Here is a 22,440-nt window from a genome sequence, read left to right as displayed (position 1 = left end):
GTAGCCAGGCAACGAACGGCCCCCGCTCTTTCCGGAGCGGGGGCCGTTTCGTGTTCGCGCTCAGTTTCCGTAGGTCCGTTTGCCTGCTCGGCGGGCGAAATCGTCGAGGGCATCGAGGACTTCGCGTGCCTGCCACAGCCGGTTGCGGCGCATGCCGGTGAATTCGGTCAGTACCCCGGACTCCACCAGGGGGTTGATGGCGCGTACCGCGTTGGAGTCGGTGATGCCGAGCGCTGTGGCCGCGGTGGCGGCGTCGAAGACCGGTTGGCGGAGTGCGACATCGAGCAGGCGCCAGGAGGCCGAACCGCGCCGGGCGCGGATGGCCGACTCCCAGCGTTCCCGGATGTGGTGGATGTCCTCGACGAGCAGGCGGGCATTGCCGAGCGCGGTGAACGTGGCTTCGGCGACCTGATGGACGATCGGTGCCGGATCTCCGTCGCGGTACGCGGTGAGTGCGGCGAAGTAGTCGTCGACCCGGGACAGCAGGCCGGCGGCGATCGGGACCGTCGCCTGTTCGGTGACGCCTTTCGACCGGAGCATGGCGTGCATGAGTGCCCGGCCTGTTCGGCCGTTGCCGTCGGTGAACGGGTGGATCGTTTCGAACTGGGCGTGGGCGAGGGCGGTATGGGCGAGCGCGGGGATGTCGTCGCGCCGGATGAACGCGAGCAGATCGTCGATCGAACCCGGTACCCGGTCGTGGTGCGGTGCGACGAATACGGCGCCGTGCGGGCCGACGTCGTCTCCACCGATCCACACCTGCTGAGAACGCCAACGTCCGGCGGATTCCCGGTCGTGCACCATCAGCGCGGCGTGCATCTGCAGCAGCAGGTGCTCATCGATAGCGGAGTCCAGGGACAGGGCTGTCCGCATCGCGCGGACATTGCCGACGATCTCGACGGCATTGCGCTGGTCGGTGCCTCCGATCTCGGCCAACGCGATCGCTTTCGCTCCCGAGGTCAGGTTTTCGATCCGGGACGAGGAGGCGGACTCGGTGCGCAGCAGGATCGCGCCGAACGGCGTCAGGTCCGCGCCGACGACGGTGTCGAAGCGGGCGATCTCCACCGTGGCCGCGTCGGCGGCGGCCAGGACGTCGGTCGGCAAGCGGACATCCTGGCGGGCGATCGCCGGTGCGACCGCCGCCAGGTAGGGGCCCTGATGCCGGTCACGGACACGCCGCGAGAGCAACTCGGCCGGGATGGTCGAGCTCCAGGCATGGGATTCCCATGTGACGGGTGGCCACGCGGTATCTGATGACATCGCTCGATTTTATCATCAGTTAGTGAACAACTGATGATAAATCGGTGCGCGTCAGTCGGCGGCGGTTTCGGTGGGTTGGCGGGTGGGGGCGGGGCGGGCGTGGGTGGCGTAGAGGGTGAGGCCGACGAAGGTGAGGCCGCCGAGGAGGTTGCCTGCGACGGTGGGGATTTCGTTCCACAGGAGGTAGTCGCGCAGGGAGAAATCGCCGCCGAGAAGCAGGCCGGACGGGAACAGGAACATGTTGACGATGGAGTGTTCGAAGCCCATGTAGAAGAAGAGCATGATGGGCATCCACATGGCGATCACCTTGCCGGAGACCGAGGTGGACATCATGGCGGCGACCACGCCGGTGGAGACCATCCAGTTGCACAGGACCGCGCGCACGAACAGGGTGAGCATGCCCGCGGCGCCGTGTTCGGCGTAGCCGAGGGTGCGGGCCTCGCCGATCTCGCCGAGTTTCTCGCCGACCGCGCTGGGGTCGACGGAGAAGCCCATGGTCAGGATGATCGCCATCATCACCGCCACGGTGAACGCACCGGCGAAGTTGCCCAGGAACACCCAGCCCCAGTTGCGCAGCACGGTGCGCACGGTGACGCCACGGCGCTTGTCGATCAGGGCCAGCGGCACCAGCGTGAAAACGCCGGTGAGCAGATCGAATCCGAGCAGGTACAGCATGCAGAACCCGACCGGGAACAGCACCGCGCCGAGCAGCGGTTCGCCGGTGTTCACTGTGATCGTCACCGCGAACGCGGCCGACAGGGCCAGGATCGCGCCCGCCATATAGGCGCGGAGCACGGTGTCGCGGGTGGACATGAACGCCTTGGCTTCGCCCGCGTCGACCATCTTCTCGACGAAGTCCGCCGGCTTCAGATATGACATGTAGACCCCTTGCTAGTTCCTCCGGCGCAGCGGTTTTCGCCGCGGCCATCGTCACCCGGTCACCGGGCGGCCGAGTGGCGGGCGGGCGGTGAGAGCCGACGAGGAGCGCAGCCGCCGCGAGGCGCGGACCCGGCGCGGCTGTCGGCTCCGACGATATACCCACTGGTGGAGGCTGTCTCGGTCTCCGGCCGCATTCAGGAGGGTGACGGGGGAGCCGTCGCGCCGTCGTCGGCGACGGCCTGGGCCTCGGGATCGCCGACCGGCACGGCTTCGGGTTCGCCGAGCCGCACGATGATCACGCCGCCGAGAATCAGTGCGCCACCGAGCAATTGAACCGGCCGCGGCGCCTCACCGAGCAGTGCCCAGGCGAACAGCAGGGCGGCCAGCACCTCGGTGAGCGCGACGAAGGAGGCCAGCCGGGAGCCGAGCCTGCGGGTGGCCGCGATCCCGGTGACGTAGGCGATGGCCGCGGTGACGATGCCGATGAGCAGGATCGGCACCCACCACGGCGTCGTGAAATCGGCGAAGGCCACCTGGCCGGTCGCGGCGCGCAGCGGCACGATGCCCGCCGCGCCCGCCACCAGCAGGATCACCCCACCGATCAGCAGCCCGCCTGCCGCCAGCACGGTGCCCGGCAGGTCGGTGCCGTGTGCGGAGAGCACGAAATATGTTGCGGCGCCGACCATCGACGCCAGCGCCCAGACGACGCCGACCGCCTCGACGGACAGCCCCGACACCACGTCGAGCACCAGCAGCAGTCCCGCGATGCCCAGCGCGGCACCCGCGACGGTGGCCGCGCCGGGCCGCTGCCGATACCGGACCCACAGCCAGCCGACGACCGCGATGGGCGCGGTGAACTCGATGAGCAGGGCCGCGCCGACCGTCATGTGCGCGACGGCGTTGAAGTAGGCGAGTTGTGTACCGGCGACGGCGATCGCGCCGTAGGCGAGGATGAGGGTCGCGTTGGCGCGCAACAGCTTCCAGTTACCGCGCAGCTGTGGCAGGGCGAGTGGCAGCAGGACGACCCCGGCGAGCAGGACCCGGGCTGCGACGACGGCCGCGGCGCTCCAGCCCGCGTCCATGAGGCCGCGCGCGAGCGGGCCGGACAGTCCGAAGGAGGTGGCCGATGCCAGCGCGAACGCCAGACCGGACCGCATCCGGGATGCCGTGTCATGGGTCAAAGTCGCCATGACAAATGACGGTAAGGAGCTCGGGGTAATATGTCAATGTGGTTTTCGCTCATGACACCGAAGCGGCACTGCTGGCGGCGGTCGAACTGGTCAACTCCGCTGCGGAGCCCGACACCCTCACGGCGGTGGCCCAGCTCGACGAGTTCTTCGACCGGCACGTCTACACGGGCGCGCACACCGGCGACGCCGCGGAACTGACCGCCGTGCGCGACCTGCGCCCCCCGCTGCGCGAGCTGCTGACCAGCGACCGTGACACCGCGGTCACCCTGGTGAACCGGATCCTCGTCGAGCATCGCGCGGTCCCGCAGCTGGTCCGCCACGGTGACGTCGACTATCACGTGCACGCCGTACCGCCCGAGGCTCCGCTGCCGGTGCGTATCGCCGTCGAGACCGCCATGGCCATGATCGATGTGATCCGCGCCGACGAGCTGAGCCGCCTGTCGATCTGCGCCGACGCGCAGTGCGCGGGGCTGGTGCTGGATCTGTCGCGCAACCGGTCGCGGCGCTACTGCAGTACCGCCTGCGGCAACCGCAATGCCGTGGCCGCCTACCGGGCGCGGCAGCGCTAGAGCGAGCGCACCTTCGGGCACTTCTTGCCCGCCAGATGGCACTTGTCCTCGAACCCGGCGGGCAGCCAGGTCCCGGTCCGCAGCAGCGGATGCTGCGGAAAGTGCTGCAGCGCGGCGGTGACGAAGACCAGCGGCGCCCAGGCGCTGCGGATCTGGAGCTGCTGCATCGCGCCGTCGCGCGTGGGGAACCGGCAGCCGACCAGGTCGGGCGCGGTCAGGTCGACGCTCTCCAGCGCCGACCAGTGCACAGCGAACGACCGGTCCGGATTGGCCAGGTGGACGCGGCGATTCGAGATCATCGCCGAGCCCGGCCGTTCGGTCACCCAGCGCGGTTGCCCGGCGGCCTCGGCCCGCAACCGGCGCGATTCATTGCGCACCGCGTTGCCCAGATGCGCGACCACGCCCAGGGGAGTGCGGCCGTCGGCGGCGGTCCGGCCGGGTGCCCACCGGCCGTCGCCCAGACCACGCCAGGTGAACCATTGCGCGCCGCCGTCGGCGAAGCAGATCTCGCCGGTGTCGAGCCGGACCCTGGTCGCGGCGGACGGGACCCGCGCGACCTGTCCGCTCGCGAGCAGCTCGGCGATCCCGCAGGTGTACAGCAGATAGTCGTCGAACCAGGTCCATCCGGCCTGCTCGGCCAGGGCTCGGTCGATATCGGCCAGCGGGTCGAACACGTCTCTCACCACCCACTCACGAACGTGCGTCTCCGGCGCCGGTGCGGAGTCCGCGTGCTGTCCACGGTAGCGGAGGATGTGAATCGTGTTGGGCCGGAACCCCGCTGGTCAGCCGGGTCGCCGCGCCGAGGGTCAGGGCGCCCCGGTGATGTAGGCGAGCGCGGTGTCGACGGCGGGCTGTCCACCGGCCAGCGCGTAGCCCGCCATCGCCCCGATCGCCGCGCCCGCGACGGTCGCCACCGGCACGGTGATGAAGTCCAGGACGAACAGCCCGAGCGGGAAGCCGAGCACGAAACCGATGGCCGCGCCGATCGCCGCGCCCTCGATGATCTGCGGCTGCAGCCGCTGGGTCTCGGCGAAGAACTTCTCCTGGGCGCTGATATCGCGCACGGGGGTGTCGGATTCGCCGATCGGGGTGAGGGTGAGTTCGGTGCCGGTCTCGTCGATGCGCGGAGCCAGCGGCACGGTGTGCTCGCCGAGGCGCACGGCCATCGGCAGTGCCGCGATCACCGCGCCGGAGGCGTCGGCGATGGTGACGACCTTCGCGTCGTGCGCGAGCTCGAAGCGGCCCGCGTCGAGCGTGGTCACCACGGCGCGCCGGTCCTCGGACACGCCGACCTGGTAGGCCACGGCCTTGTCGGCGCCGCGCAGGGTGATGCCGGGCTGGGTGCCCGCCGGCGCGGGGGTGGTGGTCTGCGCGGGCAGCGGCGTGATGCCGGGCTGAGCCGGTTCGGCGGCACCGATCCCGGTCGCCGACAGGGTGACCCCCACCGCCAGCAACGCCGCCGCGAGCACAGTGCCGATCCTCATCGTGTAAGCCTCCCGCTGTCGCACCCGGGACCGATTCATCCCGTTTGTCGCGGCAAACCTAACCGCTGAGCGGCCGGATCGGAAGTCATCGGATGATCATCCGGCCGCCACGGGCGCACGGCGGGCGAACTCCGGCGCGTGCTCGGGACGGATGCCCATCCCGCCGAGGTAACCCACGAGCCAGGCCAGCGGTGGTACCGCGTCCACGACCCGCAGCGGCAGCGGTGCGGTGTCCAGTGCTCCGCGCAGCGCGGGCGCGATGAGCAGGTCGTGCTCGCCGCGCTGGAGGCGCTGGGTGAAGCTCGCGGGCAGCATCCGCCTGCGCTGGACCTTCGCCAGATCGGCGGGCAGCACCGCGCGGTCGAGCAGCGGCGCGGCCAGGAAGCCCGCGGCCGCCACGGCATCCTGCAGCGCCAGATTCACCCCGACGCCGCCGACCGGTGACATCGTGTGCGCGGCATCGCCGATACACAGCAGACCGGGCACCGACCACTGCTCGAGCATGCCGACGGTCACCTCGAGCAGTGCGACGTCGTCCCAGGAGCGCAGCGCCGCGGTCGCCGACTCCGGCCAGCCGAAGAGTTCGCCGACGCGTTCGCGCAGCCAGCCCACCTCGTGCGCGGCCCGCAGCGCCGCGTCGCTGCCCTTGGCGATGAGGTAGCCGGTCTGGAAGTAGTCGCCGCGGTCGATGCACACCGCGGAGCCGCCGCTGGTGAAACGGCCCTGGAAGGCGCCGCCCGCGCGATCGTCGACCGCTTTCGGGATGCGGAAGTACCACAGGTCCATCGGCACGTCCTCGTGCTGCTGGCGCAGGCCCGCGGCCTCGCGCACCACGGAATCGCGTCCGTCGCAGGCGATCACGAGATCGGCCCGCAGGCTCTGCTCGGTGCCGTCGGCATCTCGGTAGTGGACCCCGGCGACGGCGCCCGCCTCGTGGATCAGCCCGGTGACGCGCGAACGCGTCCGCAGGGTGAAGGTCGCTTCTGTGGCGGCGGCGCGGGCCAGCAGGTCGAGGAAGTCCCACTGCGGCACCATGGCGACGTGGCGGTACCGGCCCGGAATCCGGGTGAGGTCGGCGGCGACGACCATCCGGTCGCCCGCGTACAGCCGCATCGTGGTCACCGCGGTCTGGGGGAGCCGGGCGAACGCGTCGCCGAGGCCGAGTTCGTCGAGCAGCCGGATGGTCGAGGGGTGGACGGTGTCGCCGCGGAAGTCGCGCAGGAAGTCGGCGTGCTTCTCCAGCACGGTGACGCGCACGCCCGCCCTGGCCAGCAGCAGTCCGGTCATCATTCCGGCCGGTCCGCCGCCCACGATGCAGCAGGTGGTCTCGTCCATGCGGTGCCCCCTCGAAGTCGTTGTCTACGACGAAGCGTAGTAGTCGAATCCGGTGCGGGTCCAGGGTTTCGGCGATCTCGCCGGATCGATCCTTGACGCGCCCGCCGCGCCACGCAATACTGAACTAGATGGTTCAGTATGACTTCCTCGATGCCTCGTTCGGGGCGCTCGCGGACCCCACTCGTCGGGGCATCCTCGAGCGGCTCGGGCGTGGGCCCGCCAGTGTCAGCGAGCTGGCCGAGTGCTTCGACATGACGTTGACCGGCATCAAGAAGCACATCGGGCTGCTGGAGGCGGCGGGGATGGTGGTCACCGAGAAGCGTGGCCGGGTGCGGTACTGCCGCATCGGCGAGCACGTCTTCGATCGGGAGGTGGCCTGGATGCAGGGTTATCGGCAGATGCTCGAAGCCCGGATGGACCGTCTCGGCGAATTCCTGCAACGAACGGAGCCAGAGCAATGAGTACCGACACCAAGGACGCGGTCATCACCTCCACCTCGGACCGCGAACTGCACATCGAACGCGAATTCGACGCCCCACTGGACCGGGTCTGGGCCGCCTACAGCCGCATCGAGCAGGTCTCGCGCTGGTGGGGGCGCGGCCACGAACTCGATGTGGAGCGCTGGGAGTTCCGCAAGGGCGGGCACTGGCGCTTCGTCGAATACGAGGGTGACCAGGCCTACGGCTTCGAGGGCCGCTTCCGTGAGATCACCCCGAAGCAGCGCATCGTGCAGTCCTTCGAATGGGACGGCATGCCCGCCCACATCTCGATCGACTCGACCACCTTCGTCGACCTGGGCAACGGGCGCACCAAGGTGGTCACCGACAGCATCTTCCACACCGCCGAGGAATGCGCGGGCATGGTCGAGTCGGGCATGGAGACCGGCCTCAACGACAGCTACCGCGCGCTGGACGCCCTGCTCGCCCAGAGCTGAGCCCGCGCCCGGCGTCGCGCCACGGCGGCGCCGGATCAGCGGTGCGTGCAGCCGGTGGCGCGTTTGCGCGGTTTCAGCCGCAGCGGTGGCAGCGGCGGTGCGGGAATCCGCTCGTCCGGGTCGTGGCCGACAACCGTCGGAAAACGGCTGGTGTCACGGGCTTCCCACGCCTGGCGCGCGGCGAGGATCTCCTCGTGCGTGCGGGCGACGAAGTTCCACCACATCACCAGTTCCTCGCCGAACGGCTCGCCGCCGAGCAGCGCGAAATGCGCGCCCTCGGTACTGGTGAGCGTCAGCTCGGCGCGGTCGGTGCCCAGGTACAGCAGCGGCCCGGCGCTCAGCTCGACCCCGTCGACCTCGACGGTTCCGCCGATCACCAGCACCGCGTGCTCGAAGGCGCGCTCGAGCGGCAACCGCACCCGCGCGCGGGCGTCGAGCACGATGTCGGCGCCGAGGATCGGCGTGTAGGCCCGCGCGGGCGAGACCACCCCGCCGAGCGCGCCGATCAGCACCGTGGCCCGCAGGCCCGGTTGCTCGTAGACCGGCAGTTCGCGATGCTGCTCGAAATGCGGGTCGCCCTCGCGTGCGCCGTCGGGCAGCGCGATCCACAGTTGCAGCCCGTTACCGGCCGCCGCTCCCGGCACCCCGAATTCCGAATGCGCGATACCGCGACCGGAGGTCATCAGATTCAGCTGGCCGGGTTCGATCTCGACATCGGAGCCCACCGAATCCCGGTGCCGGATGCGGCCGTCGAACGGCCAGGTCACCGTCTGCAGGCCGATGTGCGGGTGCGGCAGGATATCGGGGGAGGCGCCGGTGGTGGTGACGGTCGGCGAACCGAACCGGTCCAGGAAACACCAGGCGCCGACCGTCGGCAGATCCCGTTGCGGCAGTGTGCGTTCCACGTACACCCCGCGCACGCCGCCCAGCGGGACCTCCCTGGCCGGATACAGCTCGGAGATCGGTCCAGGGCTGGGCGAGGGTTCGCACAGCGCCTCGGTGGGATCGGCCTCCAGGTCGCTCACTTCGGGATGCCCTTGCCCACCACGTGCGCGTCGTATTCGGGGTGCTTGTCGAGGTAGCCGCGGATGAACGGGCAGTGCGCGGTGATGGTGCGCCCGCGCGCGATCACGTCCTCGATGGCCAGGCGGGCCAGTACCCCGCCCAGACCTTTGCCCGAGAACGCGCCGTCGATCTCGGTGTGCACGAAATCGGTGTCGTCGCCGCGCTCGACGTATTCGGCGAAGCCGGCGAGCTCGCCGTCGAGGAACACGTCGTAGCGGTTCTTCTCCTCGTTGCGCACGACGCGGCGTTCGGATTCGGGCTTGGCCTCGGTCATCTTCTTACGCTCCTTCCGCACCGGAACGGGGTGCGCGCTGAGGATCGACACGCGGTTGAACGCGCCGATGGCGACGGCGATCCAGATGATCACCGAGATCTGTTCTTCGGACCAATGCTCGCGCGCGATCGCGTATTCCCGATCGGTGCGCTCCTCCTCCGGCAGCGTGGTGACCGCCTCGGCCAGGCCGAGCGCGGCCCGGTCGGCCTCGGAATAAGTGCCGCCGCGCCGCCACGCGGGCAGTACCGCGATCTCCTGGGCGCTCAGGCCCGCGCCCAGCCCGGCGTGTTCGTGCACGTCGAGGCAGTACGGGCAGCCGTTGATCTGCGAGACGCGCAGATTGATCAGCTCCACCAGTCGCCGGTCGATCCCCGCGGCCGCGGCGGCGGCTCTGATCTCGGCCGCCGTGGCGCTCATGGCCTTGTAGACGGCCGGATGCTGCTTGTCGATCCATACGCGTTGCTGGCCTTCGGTCACCTCCGCGATGCTAGCCCGGTGCGCCGCGGTCCGCCCGGACCGCGGCGCGGCAGGTCTACTCGCGGCCCGCGGAGGTGAAGGACATGTCCGCGTACCGTTCGCCCGCCACCTGCGCGGCGATCGGCTCGAGTGTCGCGAGTTCCCCGGCGGTGAGCCGCACCGTCGCCGCGGCGACGTTCTCGGCCAGCCTGGCGCGCTTGCGGGTGCCCGGGATCGGCACCACGGGCAGGCCGTGCACCTCGGCGCGCGCGTGCACCCAGGCCAGCGCGGCCTGGGCCTGGGTGATCCCGTGGGCCGTGGCGATCTCGGCCAGCGGTGCGAGCAGTTCGGCGTTGCGCTCGGCGTTGTCACCGGTGAACCGCGGCTGGGAGCGGCGGAAATCGTTGTCGCCCAGGTCTTTCGCCGAACGGAACGAGCCGGTGAGGAAGCCGCGGCCCAGCGGCGAGTACGGCACGAAGGCCACGCCCAGTTCCACGGCGGCGGGCACCGCGGTGCGCTCCACGTCGCGGGAGAACAGCGACCACTCCGACTGCACGGCCGCGATCGGGTGCACCGCGTGCGCGGCGCGCAGTTCGTCACCGGTCACCTCGGACAGGCCAAGCGCCTTGACCTTGCCCGCCGCGACCAGTTCGGCCAGGGTGGCGACGGTCTCCTCGATCGGCACCCGAGGATCGCGGCGGTGCACGTAGTACAGGTCGATGGTGTCGACGCCGAGCCTGCGCAGGCTGGCCTCGACGGCGGTGCGGATGTAGCCGGGGGAGTTGTCGAAGCCTCGGTAGGACGGGTCGTCGGCCTTGCGGACGATGCCGAACTTGGTGGCGATCACCAGATCCGCCCGGTTGGCCCGGACGAAATCGGCGAGGAACTCCTCGTTGTGGCCCGAACCGTAGATGTCGGCGGTGTCGAACAGGGTGACGCCGAGTTCGAGCGCGCGGTCGAGGGTGGCGCGGGACTCGGCCGCGTCGGTGTCACCGTAGAACTCGCTGATGCCCATGCAGCCGAGGCCCTGTGCGCCGACCAGCGGGCCGTCGGTGCCGAGGGTGATGGTGGGCAGTGTCGCGGTGGTGCTCATACATCGGTTCCTTCGCTCGTGTACGCGGTGAGCGCGGCCGGCTGCTCGACCTCGGATCGGCCCTGGTAGAGCGCGATCTTGTAGTCGAGCACGGCCACGGTCTGCTGGAGTTCCGCGATCTTGTCGAGCACGTCGGACCTGGTCTGCTGGAACATGGCCAGCCGCTGCGGGAAGGTCTGCTCACCGGCCCGCACCAGTTCGGCGTAGCGGATCATGTCGGCCACCGGCATGCCGGTCAGGCGCAGCCGGGTGATCAGCGCCAGCCACTCCAGGTCGCGATCGCTGAAGCGCCGGTTGCCGGTGTGGTCGCGGCCGATGTAGCCCATCAGGCCGATCTTCTCGTACCAGCGCAGCGTGTCGCGGCTCAGTCCCGAGCGTTCGGCCACCTCACCGATCGAATAGCGCGGGCGTTCGCGCTGTTCGTCGGCGCCCTCGGCCCGTGCGGTCGCGTCCGGATCCATCGTGCTCGTCCCTTCTCGTGGAACCAGGTCGACGCTATCCACCTGGAGTGCACTCCAAGCAAGACTAATCCTCACGGGACGAGCGAATTCAGTTGTACTTCGGCAGCTCCTGGATGGCCCACCGGTTGCCGTCGGGATCGGCGAAAAAGGTGAACCGGCCCCAGGGCAGGTCCTGTACCGGGGTGGCCTCGACGCCCGCGGCCACGAGCTGCTCGTAGGCCGTGTCGGCGTCGGCCACCACGATCTGCATGCCCTCGACGCTGCCGGGCGCGGCCTCGGTGAGCCCGCGGCCGATACAGATCGAGCACCCCGAGCCCGGCGGGGTGAGCTGGACGAACCGGATGTCCGGGCTCGGCGTGTGGTCGTGATCGGCGTTGAAGCCGATACCGGTGTAGAAGTCCTTGGCCCGATCGACATCGGTGACCGGGATGGCAACGAGTTCGATTTTCCAATCCATGACCACGAGCATGGCACCGACCACCGACAGAAACGTAGTCTGGATCACATGGCTAAGGACATCGACCGGATCCGGGCCCGTTCGGCGTGGGAAACGGTCAAGGAGAGCCCCGTGATCACCGCGATCGCGGTGGCTCCGGTGGTGCTGGTACTCGGCGTGGTCTGGTGGCTGACGAACGGCTTCGTGGCCTTCGTCCTGCTGGTGCTGCTCGGCGTGGGCGTGGTGGTGGGCGGCAAGCTGCTGAAGTAGCCGCCTAGCGGGGGATGTGGAAGAACGTGAGTTCGCCCGATCCCGGGTCGATCTGTGCCCAGGACCGGTCGAATTCGAGCACGGCCAGGGCCGAGGTGGGGAACTTGCGGCTCAGTTCGGTGGCCTGGTCGGAGTCCCGGTTGTGGGCCAGTTCCCAGGCGGTCCAGGGAATTCCGGGGACATGGCCGACGACGAGCAGCGTGGATATCGCGTCGTCGGTGAGCTGGACGAGCTCGATCAGCGTGTGCGGATTCGCCTCGTAGATGTCGTCGGTGTACTCGACCGGCGCATCGATACCGGTGGCCGCGAGGGTCTGGCGGGTGCGCGTCGCCGTCGAGCAGCGCACCGCGTCGATCGGGGGCTGGGTCGCGCGCAGCCAGTCGCCGGCCAGCGCCGCCTCGCGCTGCCCGCGCGGTGCCAGCGGACGGTCGTGATCGTCGACGCCGTCGGGATAGGCCGATTTGCCGTGCCGCATGAGGATCAGAGTCACCGCCATGGGGACCACCGTAATCCGGACCACAGGTGAGGTCGGTGTCACACTCGAGGCACACTGAAAGCTGCGTCACCGTTGATGCGCCCATGGCATACCCCGCCGCGGACGTCCTGCGATGACGCCTCGAGCAACCGACCACATATTTCGAGGATCTGCACCCATGGCCTACGTCATCACGCAGCGTTGTTGCAACGACGCCAGCTGCGTCACCGAGTGCCCGGTCGACTGCATTCGCCCGACTCCCGATCAGCCGGAGTTCGCGACCGCGGAGATGCTGCACATCGACCCCGACACCTGTATCGACTGCGGCGCCTGTGTCGACGCCTGCCCGGTGGACGCCATCTTCTCCGAGGACGACCTGCTCGCCTCGCTGGCCAGATACCGCGAGATCAACGCCGCCTGGTTCCAGCGTCACCCGCTCGAGTCGAACTTCGATCCGCTGAGCACCCCGGTGCGCCCGCCCAAGGACCTGGGCACGCTGCGCGTCGCGATCGTCGGCGCGGGTCCGGCGGCCTGCTACGCGGCCGACGAACTGCTGCGCCGCAGCGACGTCGAGGTCGAGATGTTCGACCGGCTGCCGACGCCGTGGGGCCTGATCCGGGCCGGTGTCGCGCCCGATCACTCCGGCACCAAGGGCGTGGCGAACATGTTCGACTCCGCCTTCCGGCGCGACACCCTGCAGTACTACCTGAATGTCGAGATCGGGCAGCACATCGACCACCAGGAACTGCTCGCGCACCACCACGCGGTGATCTACGCTGTCGGCGCCTCCAGCGACCGCCGCCTCGGCGTGCCCGGCGAGGACCTGCCCGGCAGCCACTCGGCCACCGAGTTCGTCGCCTGGTACAACGGCCATCCCGACTTCGCCGAGCGCGAGTTCGACCTGTCCGGCGAGCGCGCGGTGATCGTGGGCAACGGCAATGTCGCCCTGGACGTGGCCCGTGTGCTCACCGCCCATCCCGACGAGCTGGCCAAGACCGACATCGCAGACCACGCGCTGGACGCCTTGCGCCGCAGCAATATCCGCGAGGTGGTGATCCTCGGCAGGCGCGGCCCGCTGCAGGCGGCCTACAGCTCGCCGGAGTTCCTGGCGCTCACGCACATGAAGGATGTCGACGTGATCGTCGACCCGGCCGAGCTCACCCTCGACCCGCACAGCCAGGCACTGCTCGACGACGCGAACATCGAACCCTCGCTGCGCCTGAAATACCAGCTGGCCCAGGAGTACTCGCAGCTCACCGCCGACCCGGCACACAAGCGCATCGTCTTCCGCTACCTGGCCACGCCCACCGCGGTGCACGGCGACGAGCACGCCACCGCGCTGGAGTTCGCGCACAACGAATTGACCGAGGAGAACGGGCAATTGGTGGCCACCGCCACCGACCGCACCGAGACCCTCGAGACCGGCCTGGTGCTGCGTGCCATCGGGTATCGCGGGGTGCCGGTCGCCGGACTGCCCTTCGACGAGCGCCGTGGCACGGTGCCCAGCGAGCACGGCCGGGTCATCGAGGCCACCGAACCGGTTCCGGGCGTGTACGTCTCGGGCTGGATCAAGCGTGGGCCGCGCGGCGTCATCGGCTCCAACCGGCTCGACGCTGAGGAGACGGTGGAGGCGCTGATCAGCGATTTCATCGCGGGCAAGCTCACCGCGCCCAGCGGCGACCGGGCCGCGCTGCAGGCCCTGCTCGCGCAACGTCAGCCGGATCTGGTCGACCGCAAGGGCTGGAAGACCATCGACCAGGCCGAGAAGTCGGCGGGCAAGGCGGCGGGCAGGCCACGGGTCAAGTTCACCACCAGGGCGGATCTGCTGAAGGCCGCGAAGGGCTGACCGGGGGCCCGGCCCTTCGGGGCCGGGGCTACTCCGGCAGTGGCATGACGCGGACGACCGTGGTGGTGATGCCACCGACCACGAACCACAACCGCAGCGTCAGGCGCCCGCCCGCGTCGCCGGGTTCGTAGCGCGCGCGCACGGTGATGTGCTCGCGTGCCAGCACCGGCGCCACGTACTCGATGACCGCGCGGTGCGGCCCGGCGACGAGTTTCGGATAGTCGACCAGGTACTGCTCGACCGCCTGCCAGTAGCAGGCGTTGTTGACGTGGTTGTACTGGTCGATGTCGGTGGCGCGGATCGGGAACGGCAGATCGGCGTCGGATTCGCGCGGCGCCGGATCGGTGAGATAGGGCCGCCAGCGCAGCCGGTGCTCGTCGGTGGAACGCGCCAGATAGGCCAGGCCCTCGTCGCTGATCCGGGAGGGCAGGTTGCTCGACTCGCTGAGGTTGATCCAGAAACCCTCGGTCTCGATCAGCCCGCCGCCGTCGCTGGTGATGCGGGTGCGCATGTTCGTCCACCGGGTGGACATGCTCGAGCACCAGCGGGTCAGGTGCACCTGGTCGGGCCAGACGACCGGGCGCACCACGTCGATGACGGTGCGGCGCACGATCCAGGTCGGGTCGGTGAGGTGCAGTTCGGTCCGGTGCAACTCGTCCCAGGCGATATCGGACAGGTAGCGCGCCACGGCGTCGAAGCGCAGCCGGTGATAGGGATCCACATCGGCGGCCCGGACGGGCCACGCCGCGGCGAAACCCATGCCCTCCTGGGGAAGCGGGGCCAGTGGCCGATCGAGTGACACGTGTGCTCCTTGCGCGGCTCACCGGGTGCGCCGCGACTTCTTGCGTAGTTCTGCACACGACTTTACGGGGCGCAGATCACACCCTCACGCGGAGCCGGGCGAAGTGGTACCGGGTCGCGCTCGTCGTACATGACAGAGCCGTCCGCCGCCGGGTAGCCTGCTGGGATGGCCGGCGGGGCGATGGCGGGCTCGATGTTCGGGCGCTATGAAATGCGAAGGCTCCTCGGAGTCGGCGGTATGGGGGAGGTCTACGAGGCCTACGACACCTCCAAGAATCGCACTGTCGCCGTGAAGGTGCTCAACCGCGAGCTGGCCGGGGACCCGGTCTATGTGCAGCGTTTCCGCCGTGAATCGCACGCGATGGCCAGTGTGCAGGAGCCGCACGTCATCCCGGTGCACGACTGGGGCGAGGTCGACGGTGTCCTCTACATCGACATGCGCCTGGTCAAGGGCACCGATCTCAAGGATCGCCTGCAACGCCACGGCAGGCTCACGCCCGGCGAATCGGTCCAGGTGGTGGAGCAGATCGCCGCCGCGCTCGACGCCGCGCACGAGATCGGCCTGATCCACCGCGATGTGAAGCCGGCCAATATCCTGCTCACCGGCGGCATGTTCGCCTACCTGGTCGACTTCGGTATCGCGCACGCCGACTCCGACCCGCAGCTCACCAGCACCGGCAGCGCGGTCGGCTCGATGGCCTACATGGCCCCCGAACGTTTCGAGGACGCCCCGCTCACCGCCGCGGTGGACACCTACGCGCTCACCTGCGTGCTCTACGAATGCCTGGTCGGCCGGGTGCCCTACCCGGTGAACAGCCTCGCGGGCGCGATCGGCTCGCATCAGATGGCCCCGCCGCCGCGGCCCAGCGCGGTCGACCCCGGGCTGTCGTTCTTCGACGCGGTGATCGATCGCGGCATGGCCAAGCGCCCGCAGCAGCGTTTCCGCACCACCGGTGACCTGGCCAGGGCCGCCCGCGCCGCGCTCGTGCAGGCCGAGCGGGCGGCGCCGAGTACCGCGCCCGGCCCGCAGATCGCGGCGGTCACGACGTCCGGTCCGGTCACCGGCGCGCGCCCGGTCGACCCCGGCCCGCCGCCGCCCACCGTGTCGGGTCCGCAGGTGGTGGTCGATCCGGCGGCCCCGGCCGCCCAGTGGACCCCGCCGCCCGGTTACCGCACCACCGGCCCGCAGGGCACCCGCGCGGGCGGCTACACCCATCCCTCCGCGCCGCTGCCGCTCCCGCCGCAACGCGACTCCTCGACCCCGATCCTGGCCGGTGCCCTCGGCGCGCTGATCGTGGTCGCGGCGGTGGGCGCGGCCGTGTGGGTGATGCTCAGCCTCGGTGACGACACCGGCACCGTCGCCGATCCGCCCCCGGGACCCCCGTCGGTCGTGCAGCCCACCGACGTGGGCGACGACCAGACCGCGCCGACCACCGAGATCACCCAGCCGCCGCCCACCCCGGCCGTCACCACGGTGCCGCCGTTGCAGTCGAGCGTGACCGGTGCCGACGGCCAGGGTTTCCGCACCGGCGGGCCGCGCTGCAACGACAACGACGCCGCGATGACGATCGCGCGTACCAGCGGGTCGCGCGTGGTCATCTGCCACACCGGCGACAACCGGTACTACTACAAGGGCGCCAGGGCCAGCGACGGTCTCGGCATCGAACTCGACGACCCGCTGCCGACCGGCGGTGGCGGTTTCACCGCGACCAACCCGGTCGACGGCACGCAGTACCACCTGACCCCGGGCGGTCTCACCATCACCAAGGACGGTCAGGAGCTGGCCAGCGAGACGATGCTGGAATTCGCCCATCGCTGACCCACGGCCGGGATAGGTTCGGCGAGAGCAAGTCAACAGAGAGGTTTCGCTATGCGTGCAGCACAGGTCGGCCGGCTGGAGGGTCCGTCGGCGATCGAGATCGTCGATCTGCCCGAACCCGTGGCCTACCCCGGTGGCGTCCTGATCGACGTGCACGCGGCCGGTATCGCCTTCCCCGATGTGCTGATGACCCGCGGCCTCTACCAGATGAAGCCGGGCCTGCCCTTCGTCGTCGGCGGCGAGGTCGCCGGGGTCGTGCGCGAGGCGCCCGCGGAGTCCGGGCTGGTCGCCGGTGACCGGGTCGCCGCGCTGACCATGCTCGGCAACGCGGTCGCCGAGGTGGCCGTGGCGCCCGGCAACGCGGTGTTCAAGCTGCCGGACAATGTCTCGCTCGAAGCCGGTGCGGGCATCCTGTTCAACGATCTGACCGTGCACTTCTGCCTGACCGAGCGCGGCAGGCTGGCCCCCGGCGAGACCGTGCTGGTGCACGGCGCGGCCGGTGGCATCGGCACCTCCACCCTGCGCATGGCCAAGGCGCTGGGCGCGGGCCGGGTGATCGCGGTGGTGAGCACCGAGTCCAAGGCCCAGGTGGCCAAGGCCAACGGCGCCACCGATGTGGTACTGGCCGAGGGCTGGCTGGCCGCGGTGAAGGAACTGACCGACGGGCGCGGGGTCGACATCGTGCTCGACCCGGTCGGCGGCGACCGCTTCACCGACAGCGTCCGGTCGCTGGCCGGTGGTGGCAGGCTGCTGGTGGTCGGCTTCACCGCGGGCGAGATCCCGACGGTGAAGGTGAACCGGCTGCTGCTCAAGAATGTCGAGGTCGTCGGCGCGGCGTGGGGCGAATGGGTGATGAGCCACCCCACCTACCTGGCCGAACAGTGGGCCGAGGTGGAACCGCTGCTCGCCTCGGGCGCGATCCCGGCGCCCGAGCCGGTGCTGTACCCGCTGGACAAGACCGCCGAAGCCGTCGCGGCGCTGGACGAGCGGACCGCGACCGGCAAGGTGGTCGTGCGGCTGCGCTGAGTCCTTGTCGGTGGCGGGCGGTAGCGTCACGCTCGTCGCCGCGTCGTCGAAGGGGAGTCGCATGCCGCTGTCGAATCGGGTGCTCAACCGCACCCTGCTCGCCCGCCAGCACCTGCTGGAGCGCTCGACCCTGAGCACCGCGCGGATGTGCGATCACCTGGTCGGGTTGCAGGCCCAGGACGTGCCGCCACCGTTCATCGGATTGTGGAGCCGGACAGCCGATTTCGATCCGGCGACGGTGTCGTCGGCCCTCGACGACCGGTCGCTGGTGCGGATCACCTTGATGCGCGGCACGATCCACCTGGTCACCCCCGCCGACGCCGTGCGGATCGCCCCGCTCATCCAGCCGGAACTGGAGAAGGTGCCGCAGCGCAAGGGTTTCAACTACGGCGCGATGGTCGGCCTGGACTTCGACGAGCTGCGCGCCCACGGTGAACAGGTCCTCGGTGACGAGCCGATGCCGGTGGCCGACCTGCGCGCCGAGGCCGCCCGCCGCTATCCCGACCGCGACCCCGGCGTGGTGGTGCAGACCTGGCTGTATCAGTTACCCGTCCTGCAGACCCCGCCGCGCGGGCGCTGGCGCGACAACAGCAGGCCGGTCTGGTCACGGGTACAGCCGTGGCTCGGCATCCCCCTCGACCCGGACTACCCGGTCGCCGAGCTGATCCTGCGCTACCTGCGCGCCTTCGGCCCGGCCACCACCATGGACATGCAGACCTGGTCGCGCCTGCCCGCCATGAAGAAGGCCGTGGCTGATCTGGGCGAGCGCGTCCGTACCTACACCGACGACCGCGGCCGCACTCTCTACGACGCCGCCGACCTCGAGCTCGCCGACCCGGACCTGCCCGCGCCGGTACGCCTGCTCGGCTGGTACGACAACGCCCTGCTCTCGCATCAGGACCGCGCGCGGGTGGTCCCCGAGCCGGAGGTGACCCCGCCGCGCGCGGCGGGCACCTTGGTCTCGCCGGTGCTCGTCGACGGGTTCGTGGCGGGTCTGTACAAGGTCTTCGTGAATTCCGGTGTCGCCCGGCTGCGGATCAGCCCGACCCGGAACTGGACGAAAGACGAAGCGGCACAGGTGGAGTCCGAAGCGGCTGCGCTGCTGGCCTTCCTGGAATCGGAGTCCGAGGGTCGCGTCGAGATCCTCGCGCCGGGTGCCGATCTGCGCCCCTGACCGCGGGCGGCTTGGCCGCGTCGGTGGTCCGGTGTGGATACCGCTCAGCGCTGTTCGCGATAGGCGGGCGCCTTGGCCGTGCCGGAGGGGGTCAGCGTGTGCAGCAGCGGCATGGTCCGCCGGGCCACCACCGTCGACAGCACGATCACGCTGTGCGAGCGCACCACCGACCCCGTGCGGTCGATACTGAGCAGCACCGCCTGCAATCCGGCGTGGGAGTCCGCGCCGATGCGGCACAGCACGTCACCGGAGCCGGTGGTGGCATAGGCCTCCAGCACACCCGGGATCGCGGCCAGCTCGGCGCTCACCGCGTCCAGCGCGCCCTGCGCGATCTCCAGGGTGACGAAGGCCTGCACATCGAACCCGGCCGCGGTGACGTCGAGCTGCGGGTCGTAGGAGGCGATCACGCCGGACTCCTCCATCCGGTTGATCCGCGCCTGCACCGTCGCCCGCGCGACCTTGGTCCGCCGGGACAGTTCCAGGATTCCGGCCTTCTGGTACCGGTGCATCGCGTCGAGGATCGCGAGATCGAGTTCGTCCAGTTTCGCTGGCGTGCGCATCGGCTGACCTCCGTGCTCCGGCGCGATCGGGTGCTATTCAAATTGTCCACCATCGGTGCCGGTTCGGTGGCTTCTCGTGTCAGCATGTCCAGACTCAGGTGATGTTGTTGCCCAGATGCGGGCGGTCGAGTTCTCCTTGGTCATGACCATTGAGCAGCAGCTCGTCGGGCTGATCGAGCACGACGACAGTGTCGATCCGTTTCCGGTGATCGGGTGGGACGCGCTGGTCTGGGTGGTGGGCAACGCGACCCAGAGCGCGCACTTCCTGCAATCCGCCTTCGGCATGCGGCTGGAGGCCTATTCGGGGCCGGAGACCGGCAACCGCGACCACAAGGCGTTCGTGCTGCGCAGCGGGGGAGCGCGGTTCGTCATCACCGGCGCCGTCGACCCGGACAGCCCGCTGGTGGCCCATCACGACCGGCACGGCGACGGCGTGGTCGACATCGCCCTCGAGGTCCCCGATGTCGACCGCTGCATCGACTGGGCGCGCGCGCACGGCGCCACGATCCTGGTCGAACCGCACGACGAGAGCGACGAATTCGGCACCGTCCGCTCGGCCGCGCTGGCCACCTACGGCGAGACCAGGCACACGCTGATCGACCGGTCCGGCTACTCCGGGCCGTATCTGCCCGGCTACATCAGCCGCACCTCCACCCGCGCCCCGCGCACGCACCGGCTCTTCCAGGCCATCGATCACGTGGTCGGCAATGTGGAACTCGGCATGATGGACCGCTGGGTCGAGTTCTACCGCGGTGTCATGGGATTCACGAACATGGCCGAATTCGTCGGCGACGACATCGCCACCGAGTACTCCGCGCTGATGAGCAAGGTCGTCGCCAACGGCAACCACCGGGTCAAGTTCCCGCTCAACGAACCGGCGGTGGGCCGCAAGCGTTCCCAGATCGACGAATACCTGGAGTTCTATCGCGGGCCCGGCGTGCAGCACATCGCGCTGGCCACCGGCGACATCCTCGCCACCGTCGACGCCCTGCGTGCGGAGGGTGTGGAGTTCCTGGCCACCCCCGACACCTACTACGAGGACCCGGAACTGCGCGCCCGCATCGGGCACGTGCGGGTACCGGTCGACGAGTTGCAGCGCCGGGGCATCCTGGTCGACCGCGACGAGGACGGCTACCTGCTGCAGATCTTCACCCGCCCCCTCGGCGACCGCCCCACCGTCTTCTTCGAACTCATCGAGCGGCACGGCTCACTCGGCTTCGGAAAGGGCAATTTCAAGGCCCTGTTCCAGGCCATCGAACGCGAACAGGAGGCCCGCGGCAATCTGTGAGTGCCGCCCGGCAGCCACTACAGTTCATGGCATGCGGATCCCCTCGGCGATCATCACCGGCATGGCCCTGGCTGTCGTGCTGACGTCGTGCGGATCGGGGGGCGACTCCGATGCGCCGACCGGCTCGATGCGACCACCACCGAAGGTGGCCTCGCTCGGCCCGTTCGTCGGCGAGTGCGGTCACGTCACCGACGCCGAGGTGCGCGACCTGGCCGGGCTCGGCACCATCTCGCAGGTGTTCAAGAACTCCACCGGATGCAGTTACCAGGGCTCCGGAATCGCCGGTCCCAGTGTGACCTTCGCCTCCTATCGGGGCAGCCCGATCGACCGCGAGAAGGCGTGGGTCTCCAACGTGGGGCGCCCGCCGGAGACGATCGACGTCGGCGGCCGCCCCGGCTTCCAGGCGCTCTCGCCCGAGGGTGACATCTGCGACCTGGCGATCCAGCTCGACGACGACTTCTTCGAATGGTCGACCAACAACGGCGTCTTCGCGGTCGGCGGCAACCCGTGCGACAAGGCCAGGAAACTGGCCGAGCTGACCGTGGGACGGCTGGGGTGAGCACCCGGCGCGCGCTGACCGCGGTCACGCTGCTGTGCGCGGTCGCGCTGACCGGCTGTGGCAACAAGGTCGAGGGCAACGCCCAACCGGTGGGCAGCGGTGGTGGCGGCGAATCCATCAACACCGACTTCGACAAGCTGCTGCGCGAATGCGAAGTGGTGGCCAAGGACAAGATCGGCGTGATCGTCGGCGACGCCAAGAGCGTCGAGCCCGCCTTCAGCGGCGCGGTCTGCATGTGGTCGATCGCCGACGCCCCCGGCGGCGAGGCCATGGCCACCCTGAACTGGTACGAGATGGGTACGCTGAACAACGAGAAGACCACCAACGACAAACTGGGCTACCTCACCGGCGACATCACCGTCCAGGGCCGCAGGGCCCTGCAGGTGCGCAGACCGAACGACAACGACTCCTGCGGTGTCACCGCGCCGGCCGCCGATGTCGGTGTCGTCGGCTGGTGGATCAACTACCGGCCGGGCTCGGCGCATCCCGATCCGTGCGCCGGGGCGCAGAAATTGGTCGAGCTGACCTTGGATCTGGCCCGGTAGCAGCCCGGATGGCACACCCCGCTTTGACCCGGATTCGGGCACGCGGGTATCGTGGATCCCTGTGCCCGGATTGCTACGGGCAAGTTCGTGCGTGAACGTAGGCCAGCGAGAGCGGCCGGTAAGTTCCAGCGTGCCCTGAAAAGGGGCCCTGACCTGCGCGCGACACGCCCGACCGCGGGTCAAAGGAAACGTGGCTGGACGTGCAGGTTAAACGTCGACCAACACCAAAGGGTCCCTGCGCAGGCGGGGATGAGCCAGAAAGCCGGTATATGCCAACCATCAACCAGCTGGTCCGCAAGGGTCGTCGCGACAAGGTCTCCAAGACCAAGACCGCGGCCCTGAAGGGGAGCCCGCAGCGTCGTGGCGTGTGCACCCGCGTGTACACCACCACCCCCAAGAAGCCGAACTCCGCGCTGCGTAAGGTCGCGCGTGTTCGCCTGACCAGCGCAGTCGAGGTCACGGCGTACATCCCCGGCGAGGGCCACAACCTGCAGGAGCACTCGATGGTGCTCGTTCGTGGCGGTCGTGTGAAGGACCTCCCCGGTGTCCGCTACAAGATCATCCGTGGCTCGCTGGACACCCAGGGTGTGAAGAACCGCAAGCAGGCCCGCAGCCGCTACGGCGCCAAGAAGGAGAAGAGCTGA

26 protein-coding genes and 1 pseudogene are annotated in these 22,440 nt (G+C 69.6%); 12 read left to right on the top strand and 15 right to left on the bottom strand.

Annotated elements, in window-relative coordinates:
* Positions 1–60: 60 nt before the first annotated feature.
* From ACFC06_RS14305 to ACFC06_RS14295, 3 genes are all read right to left on the bottom strand, one after another.
* Positions 61–1,257: a Fic family protein gene (locus ACFC06_RS14305; protein ID WP_375930185.1), complete on the bottom strand. Its 1,197-nt coding sequence runs from the start codon at positions 1,255–1,257 to the stop codon at positions 61–63.
* A gap of 51 nt (positions 1,258–1,308) precedes the next feature.
* Positions 1,309–2,136, bottom strand: a complete 828-nt coding sequence (locus ACFC06_RS14300) for a formate/nitrite transporter family protein (protein WP_375930183.1) — start codon at positions 2,134–2,136, stop codon at positions 1,309–1,311.
* A gap of 194 nt (positions 2,137–2,330) precedes the next feature.
* Positions 2,331–3,326 (bottom strand): DMT family transporter, encoded by a 996-nt coding sequence (locus tag ACFC06_RS14295; RefSeq protein ID WP_375930180.1) that lies wholly within the window; start codon positions 3,324–3,326, stop codon positions 2,331–2,333.
* Between the two features lie 38 nt (positions 3,327–3,364).
* Between ACFC06_RS14295 and ACFC06_RS14290 the strand changes: the two genes are divergently transcribed.
* Positions 3,365–3,895 (top strand): CGNR zinc finger domain-containing protein, encoded by a 531-nt coding sequence (locus ACFC06_RS14290; protein ID WP_375930177.1) that lies wholly within the window; start codon positions 3,365–3,367, stop codon positions 3,893–3,895.
* On the opposite strand, the gene ACFC06_RS14285 is transcribed toward ACFC06_RS14290, so the two are convergent.
* The 3 genes from ACFC06_RS14285 to ACFC06_RS14275 form a co-directional block, all read right to left on the bottom strand.
* Entirely contained in the window at positions 3,892–4,569 is a 678-nt protein-coding gene (locus tag ACFC06_RS14285; RefSeq protein WP_375930174.1) for a hypothetical protein, read from the bottom strand. The two genes, ACFC06_RS14290 and ACFC06_RS14285, sit on opposite strands and share 4 nt — an antisense overlap.
* Positions 4,570–4,701: 132 nt before the next feature.
* The gene (locus tag ACFC06_RS14280; RefSeq protein ID WP_375930172.1) at positions 4,702–5,379 is read right to left on the bottom strand and encodes a hypothetical protein; all 678 of its coding nucleotides are present in this window, start codon (positions 5,377–5,379) and stop codon (positions 4,702–4,704) included.
* Positions 5,380–5,475: 96 nt separating this feature from the next.
* On the bottom strand, positions 5,476–6,714 hold the full coding sequence (locus ACFC06_RS14275; RefSeq protein ID WP_375930170.1) for an FAD-dependent oxidoreductase: 1,239 nt from the start codon (positions 6,712–6,714) through the stop codon (positions 5,476–5,478).
* Between the two features lie 128 nt (positions 6,715–6,842).
* Here ACFC06_RS14275 and ACFC06_RS14270 point away from each other — a divergent pair, with 128 nt between their 5' ends.
* Complete coding sequence (locus ACFC06_RS14270; RefSeq protein ID WP_375930168.1) at positions 6,843–7,175, top strand: ArsR/SmtB family transcription factor; 333 nt, start codon at positions 6,843–6,845, stop codon at positions 7,173–7,175.
* Complete coding sequence (locus ACFC06_RS14265) at positions 7,172–7,648, top strand: SRPBCC family protein (protein WP_375930166.1); 477 nt, start codon at positions 7,172–7,174, stop codon at positions 7,646–7,648. Before ACFC06_RS14270 ends, ACFC06_RS14265 begins: the two co-directional genes overlap by 4 nt.
* Positions 7,649–7,683: 35 nt before the next feature.
* Here the strand turns inward: ACFC06_RS14265 and ACFC06_RS14260 are convergent, their stop codons facing one another.
* From ACFC06_RS14260 to ACFC06_RS14235, 6 genes and pseudogenes are all read right to left on the bottom strand, one after another.
* A complete protein-coding gene (locus tag ACFC06_RS14260) occupies positions 7,684–8,673 on the bottom strand; it encodes a pirin family protein (RefSeq protein WP_375930164.1) in 990 nt (329 codons plus the stop codon).
* Positions 8,670–8,987 (bottom strand): GNAT family N-acetyltransferase, encoded by a 318-nt coding sequence (locus ACFC06_RS14255; protein WP_375935487.1) that lies wholly within the window; start codon positions 8,985–8,987, stop codon positions 8,670–8,672. The genes ACFC06_RS14260 and ACFC06_RS14255 overlap by 4 nt, the downstream gene beginning before the upstream one ends.
* A 15-nt stretch (positions 8,988–9,002) precedes the next feature.
* Positions 9,003–9,473, bottom strand: a pseudogene (locus ACFC06_RS14250) (carboxymuconolactone decarboxylase family protein); the annotation flags it as partial.
* A 46-nt stretch (positions 9,474–9,519) separates the two neighbouring features.
* Positions 9,520–10,536 (bottom strand): aldo/keto reductase, encoded by a 1,017-nt coding sequence (locus ACFC06_RS14245; RefSeq protein ID WP_375930162.1) that lies wholly within the window; start codon positions 10,534–10,536, stop codon positions 9,520–9,522.
* Entirely contained in the window at positions 10,533–10,997 is a 465-nt protein-coding gene (locus ACFC06_RS14240) for a MerR family transcriptional regulator (RefSeq protein WP_375930160.1), read from the bottom strand. The genes ACFC06_RS14245 and ACFC06_RS14240 overlap by 4 nt, the downstream gene beginning before the upstream one ends.
* Before the next feature lie 88 nt (positions 10,998–11,085).
* Positions 11,086–11,454, bottom strand: coding sequence for a VOC family protein (locus ACFC06_RS14235; RefSeq protein ID WP_375930158.1), 369 nt, complete (start codon positions 11,452–11,454; stop codon positions 11,086–11,088).
* A 48-nt stretch (positions 11,455–11,502) separates the two neighbouring features.
* Here ACFC06_RS14235 and ACFC06_RS14230 point away from each other — a divergent pair, with 48 nt between their 5' ends.
* Positions 11,503–11,703 carry a hypothetical protein gene (locus tag ACFC06_RS14230; protein WP_375930157.1) on the top strand — a complete coding sequence of 67 codons (201 nt, stop codon included), beginning with the start codon at positions 11,503–11,505 and terminating at the stop codon, positions 11,701–11,703.
* A 4-nt stretch (positions 11,704–11,707) separates the two neighbouring features.
* Here ACFC06_RS14230 and ACFC06_RS14225 read toward each other — a convergent pair whose 3' ends face one another.
* The gene (locus tag ACFC06_RS14225; protein WP_375930156.1) at positions 11,708–12,199 is read right to left on the bottom strand and encodes a histidine phosphatase family protein; all 492 of its coding nucleotides are present in this window, start codon (positions 12,197–12,199) and stop codon (positions 11,708–11,710) included.
* Between the two features lie 157 nt (positions 12,200–12,356).
* Here ACFC06_RS14225 and ACFC06_RS14220 point away from each other — a divergent pair, with 157 nt between their 5' ends.
* Positions 12,357–14,024 (top strand): FAD-dependent oxidoreductase, encoded by a 1,668-nt coding sequence (locus tag ACFC06_RS14220; RefSeq protein WP_375930155.1) that lies wholly within the window; start codon positions 12,357–12,359, stop codon positions 14,022–14,024.
* A gap of 28 nt (positions 14,025–14,052) precedes the next feature.
* On the opposite strand, the gene ACFC06_RS14215 is transcribed toward ACFC06_RS14220, so the two are convergent.
* Positions 14,053–14,826 (bottom strand): acyl-[acyl-carrier-protein] thioesterase, encoded by a 774-nt coding sequence (locus tag ACFC06_RS14215; protein WP_375930154.1) that lies wholly within the window; start codon positions 14,824–14,826, stop codon positions 14,053–14,055.
* A gap of 165 nt (positions 14,827–14,991) precedes the next feature.
* Between ACFC06_RS14215 and ACFC06_RS14210 the strand changes: the two genes are divergently transcribed.
* The 3 genes from ACFC06_RS14210 (at position 14,992) to ACFC06_RS14200 (ending at position 18,844) form a co-directional block, all read left to right on the top strand.
* Complete coding sequence (locus ACFC06_RS14210; protein WP_375930153.1) at positions 14,992–16,644, top strand: protein kinase; 1,653 nt, start codon at positions 14,992–14,994, stop codon at positions 16,642–16,644.
* A 51-nt stretch (positions 16,645–16,695) separates the two neighbouring features.
* Positions 16,696–17,670, top strand: coding sequence for an NADPH:quinone oxidoreductase family protein (locus ACFC06_RS14205; protein ID WP_375930152.1), 975 nt, complete (start codon positions 16,696–16,698; stop codon positions 17,668–17,670).
* Between the two features lie 61 nt (positions 17,671–17,731).
* Positions 17,732–18,844 carry a winged helix DNA-binding domain-containing protein gene (locus tag ACFC06_RS14200; RefSeq protein WP_375930151.1) on the top strand — a complete coding sequence of 371 codons (1,113 nt, stop codon included), beginning with the start codon at positions 17,732–17,734 and terminating at the stop codon, positions 18,842–18,844.
* A gap of 44 nt (positions 18,845–18,888) precedes the next feature.
* On the opposite strand, the gene ACFC06_RS14195 is transcribed toward ACFC06_RS14200, so the two are convergent.
* Positions 18,889–19,404, bottom strand: a complete 516-nt coding sequence (locus ACFC06_RS14195; RefSeq protein ID WP_375930150.1) for an Lrp/AsnC family transcriptional regulator — start codon at positions 19,402–19,404, stop codon at positions 18,889–18,891.
* Between the two features lie 142 nt (positions 19,405–19,546).
* Here ACFC06_RS14195 and hppD point away from each other — a divergent pair, with 142 nt between their 5' ends.
* The 4 genes from hppD (at position 19,547) to rpsL (ending at position 22,440) form a co-directional block, all read left to right on the top strand.
* A complete protein-coding gene (gene hppD, locus ACFC06_RS14190) occupies positions 19,547–20,692 on the top strand; it encodes a 4-hydroxyphenylpyruvate dioxygenase (RefSeq protein WP_375930149.1) in 1,146 nt (381 codons plus the stop codon).
* Between the two features lie 31 nt (positions 20,693–20,723).
* Positions 20,724–21,251 (top strand): DUF3558 domain-containing protein, encoded by a 528-nt coding sequence (locus ACFC06_RS14185; protein WP_375930148.1) that lies wholly within the window; start codon positions 20,724–20,726, stop codon positions 21,249–21,251.
* The gene (locus ACFC06_RS14180; RefSeq protein WP_375930147.1) at positions 21,248–21,796 is read left to right on the top strand and encodes a DUF3558 domain-containing protein; all 549 of its coding nucleotides are present in this window, start codon (positions 21,248–21,250) and stop codon (positions 21,794–21,796) included. The genes ACFC06_RS14185 and ACFC06_RS14180 overlap by 4 nt, the downstream gene beginning before the upstream one ends.
* Before the next feature lie 269 nt (positions 21,797–22,065).
* Complete coding sequence (rpsL, locus tag ACFC06_RS14175) at positions 22,066–22,440, top strand: 30S ribosomal protein S12 (RefSeq protein WP_019049359.1); 375 nt, start codon at positions 22,066–22,068, stop codon at positions 22,438–22,440.

Source organism: Nocardia sp. NPDC056064, from assembly GCF_042266925.1.
Classification (GTDB): Bacteria; Actinomycetota; Actinomycetes; order Mycobacteriales; family Mycobacteriaceae; genus Nocardia.
Note: the sequence above shows the minus strand (reverse complement) of the source record. Positions and strands in the feature narration are given on the sequence as shown.

What these genes read in the sequence shown, in the direction of transcription:
- ACFC06_RS14200 (WP_375930151.1), top strand. Translation starts at nt 17,732, where the DNA reads ATGCCGCTGTCGAATCGGGTGCTCAACCGCACCCTGCTCGCCCGCCAG.
- ACFC06_RS14305 (WP_375930185.1), bottom strand. Translation starts at nt 1,257, where the DNA reads ATGTCATCAGATACCGCGTGGCCACCCGTCACATGGGAATCCCATGCC.
- ACFC06_RS14265 (WP_375930166.1), top strand. Translation starts at nt 7,172, where the DNA reads ATGAGTACCGACACCAAGGACGCGGTCATCACCTCCACCTCGGACCGC.
- ACFC06_RS14220 (WP_375930155.1), top strand. Translation starts at nt 12,357, where the DNA reads ATGGCCTACGTCATCACGCAGCGTTGTTGCAACGACGCCAGCTGCGTC.
- ACFC06_RS14255 (WP_375935487.1), bottom strand. Translation starts at nt 8,987, where the DNA reads ATGACCGAGGCCAAGCCCGAATCCGAACGCCGCGTCGTGCGCAACGAG.
- ACFC06_RS14300 (WP_375930183.1), bottom strand. Translation starts at nt 2,136, where the DNA reads ATGTCATATCTGAAGCCGGCGGACTTCGTCGAGAAGATGGTCGACGCG.
- ACFC06_RS14205 (WP_375930152.1), top strand. Translation starts at nt 16,696, where the DNA reads ATGCGTGCAGCACAGGTCGGCCGGCTGGAGGGTCCGTCGGCGATCGAG.
- ACFC06_RS14225 (WP_375930156.1), bottom strand. Translation starts at nt 12,199, where the DNA reads ATGGCGGTGACTCTGATCCTCATGCGGCACGGCAAATCGGCCTATCCC.
- ACFC06_RS14230 (WP_375930157.1), top strand. Translation starts at nt 11,503, where the DNA reads ATGGCTAAGGACATCGACCGGATCCGGGCCCGTTCGGCGTGGGAAACG.
- ACFC06_RS14245 (WP_375930162.1), bottom strand. Translation starts at nt 10,536, where the DNA reads ATGAGCACCACCGCGACACTGCCCACCATCACCCTCGGCACCGACGGC.
- ACFC06_RS14185 (WP_375930148.1), top strand. Translation starts at nt 20,724, where the DNA reads ATGCGGATCCCCTCGGCGATCATCACCGGCATGGCCCTGGCTGTCGTG.
- hppD (WP_375930149.1), top strand. Translation starts at nt 19,547, where the DNA reads ATGACCATTGAGCAGCAGCTCGTCGGGCTGATCGAGCACGACGACAGT.
- ACFC06_RS14235 (WP_375930158.1), bottom strand. Translation starts at nt 11,454, where the DNA reads ATGGATTGGAAAATCGAACTCGTTGCCATCCCGGTCACCGATGTCGAT.
- ACFC06_RS14270 (WP_375930168.1), top strand. Translation starts at nt 6,843, where the DNA reads ATGGTTCAGTATGACTTCCTCGATGCCTCGTTCGGGGCGCTCGCGGAC.
- ACFC06_RS14280 (WP_375930172.1), bottom strand. Translation starts at nt 5,379, where the DNA reads ATGAGGATCGGCACTGTGCTCGCGGCGGCGTTGCTGGCGGTGGGGGTC.
- ACFC06_RS14195 (WP_375930150.1), bottom strand. Translation starts at nt 19,404, where the DNA reads ATGCGCACGCCAGCGAAACTGGACGAACTCGATCTCGCGATCCTCGAC.
- ACFC06_RS14240 (WP_375930160.1), bottom strand. Translation starts at nt 10,997, where the DNA reads ATGGATCCGGACGCGACCGCACGGGCCGAGGGCGCCGACGAACAGCGC.
- rpsL (WP_019049359.1), top strand. Translation starts at nt 22,066, where the DNA reads ATGCCAACCATCAACCAGCTGGTCCGCAAGGGTCGTCGCGACAAGGTC.
- ACFC06_RS14295 (WP_375930180.1), bottom strand. Translation starts at nt 3,326, where the DNA reads ATGGCGACTTTGACCCATGACACGGCATCCCGGATGCGGTCCGGTCTG.
- ACFC06_RS14275 (WP_375930170.1), bottom strand. Translation starts at nt 6,714, where the DNA reads ATGGACGAGACCACCTGCTGCATCGTGGGCGGCGGACCGGCCGGAATG.
- ACFC06_RS14210 (WP_375930153.1), top strand. Translation starts at nt 14,992, where the DNA reads ATGGCCGGCGGGGCGATGGCGGGCTCGATGTTCGGGCGCTATGAAATG.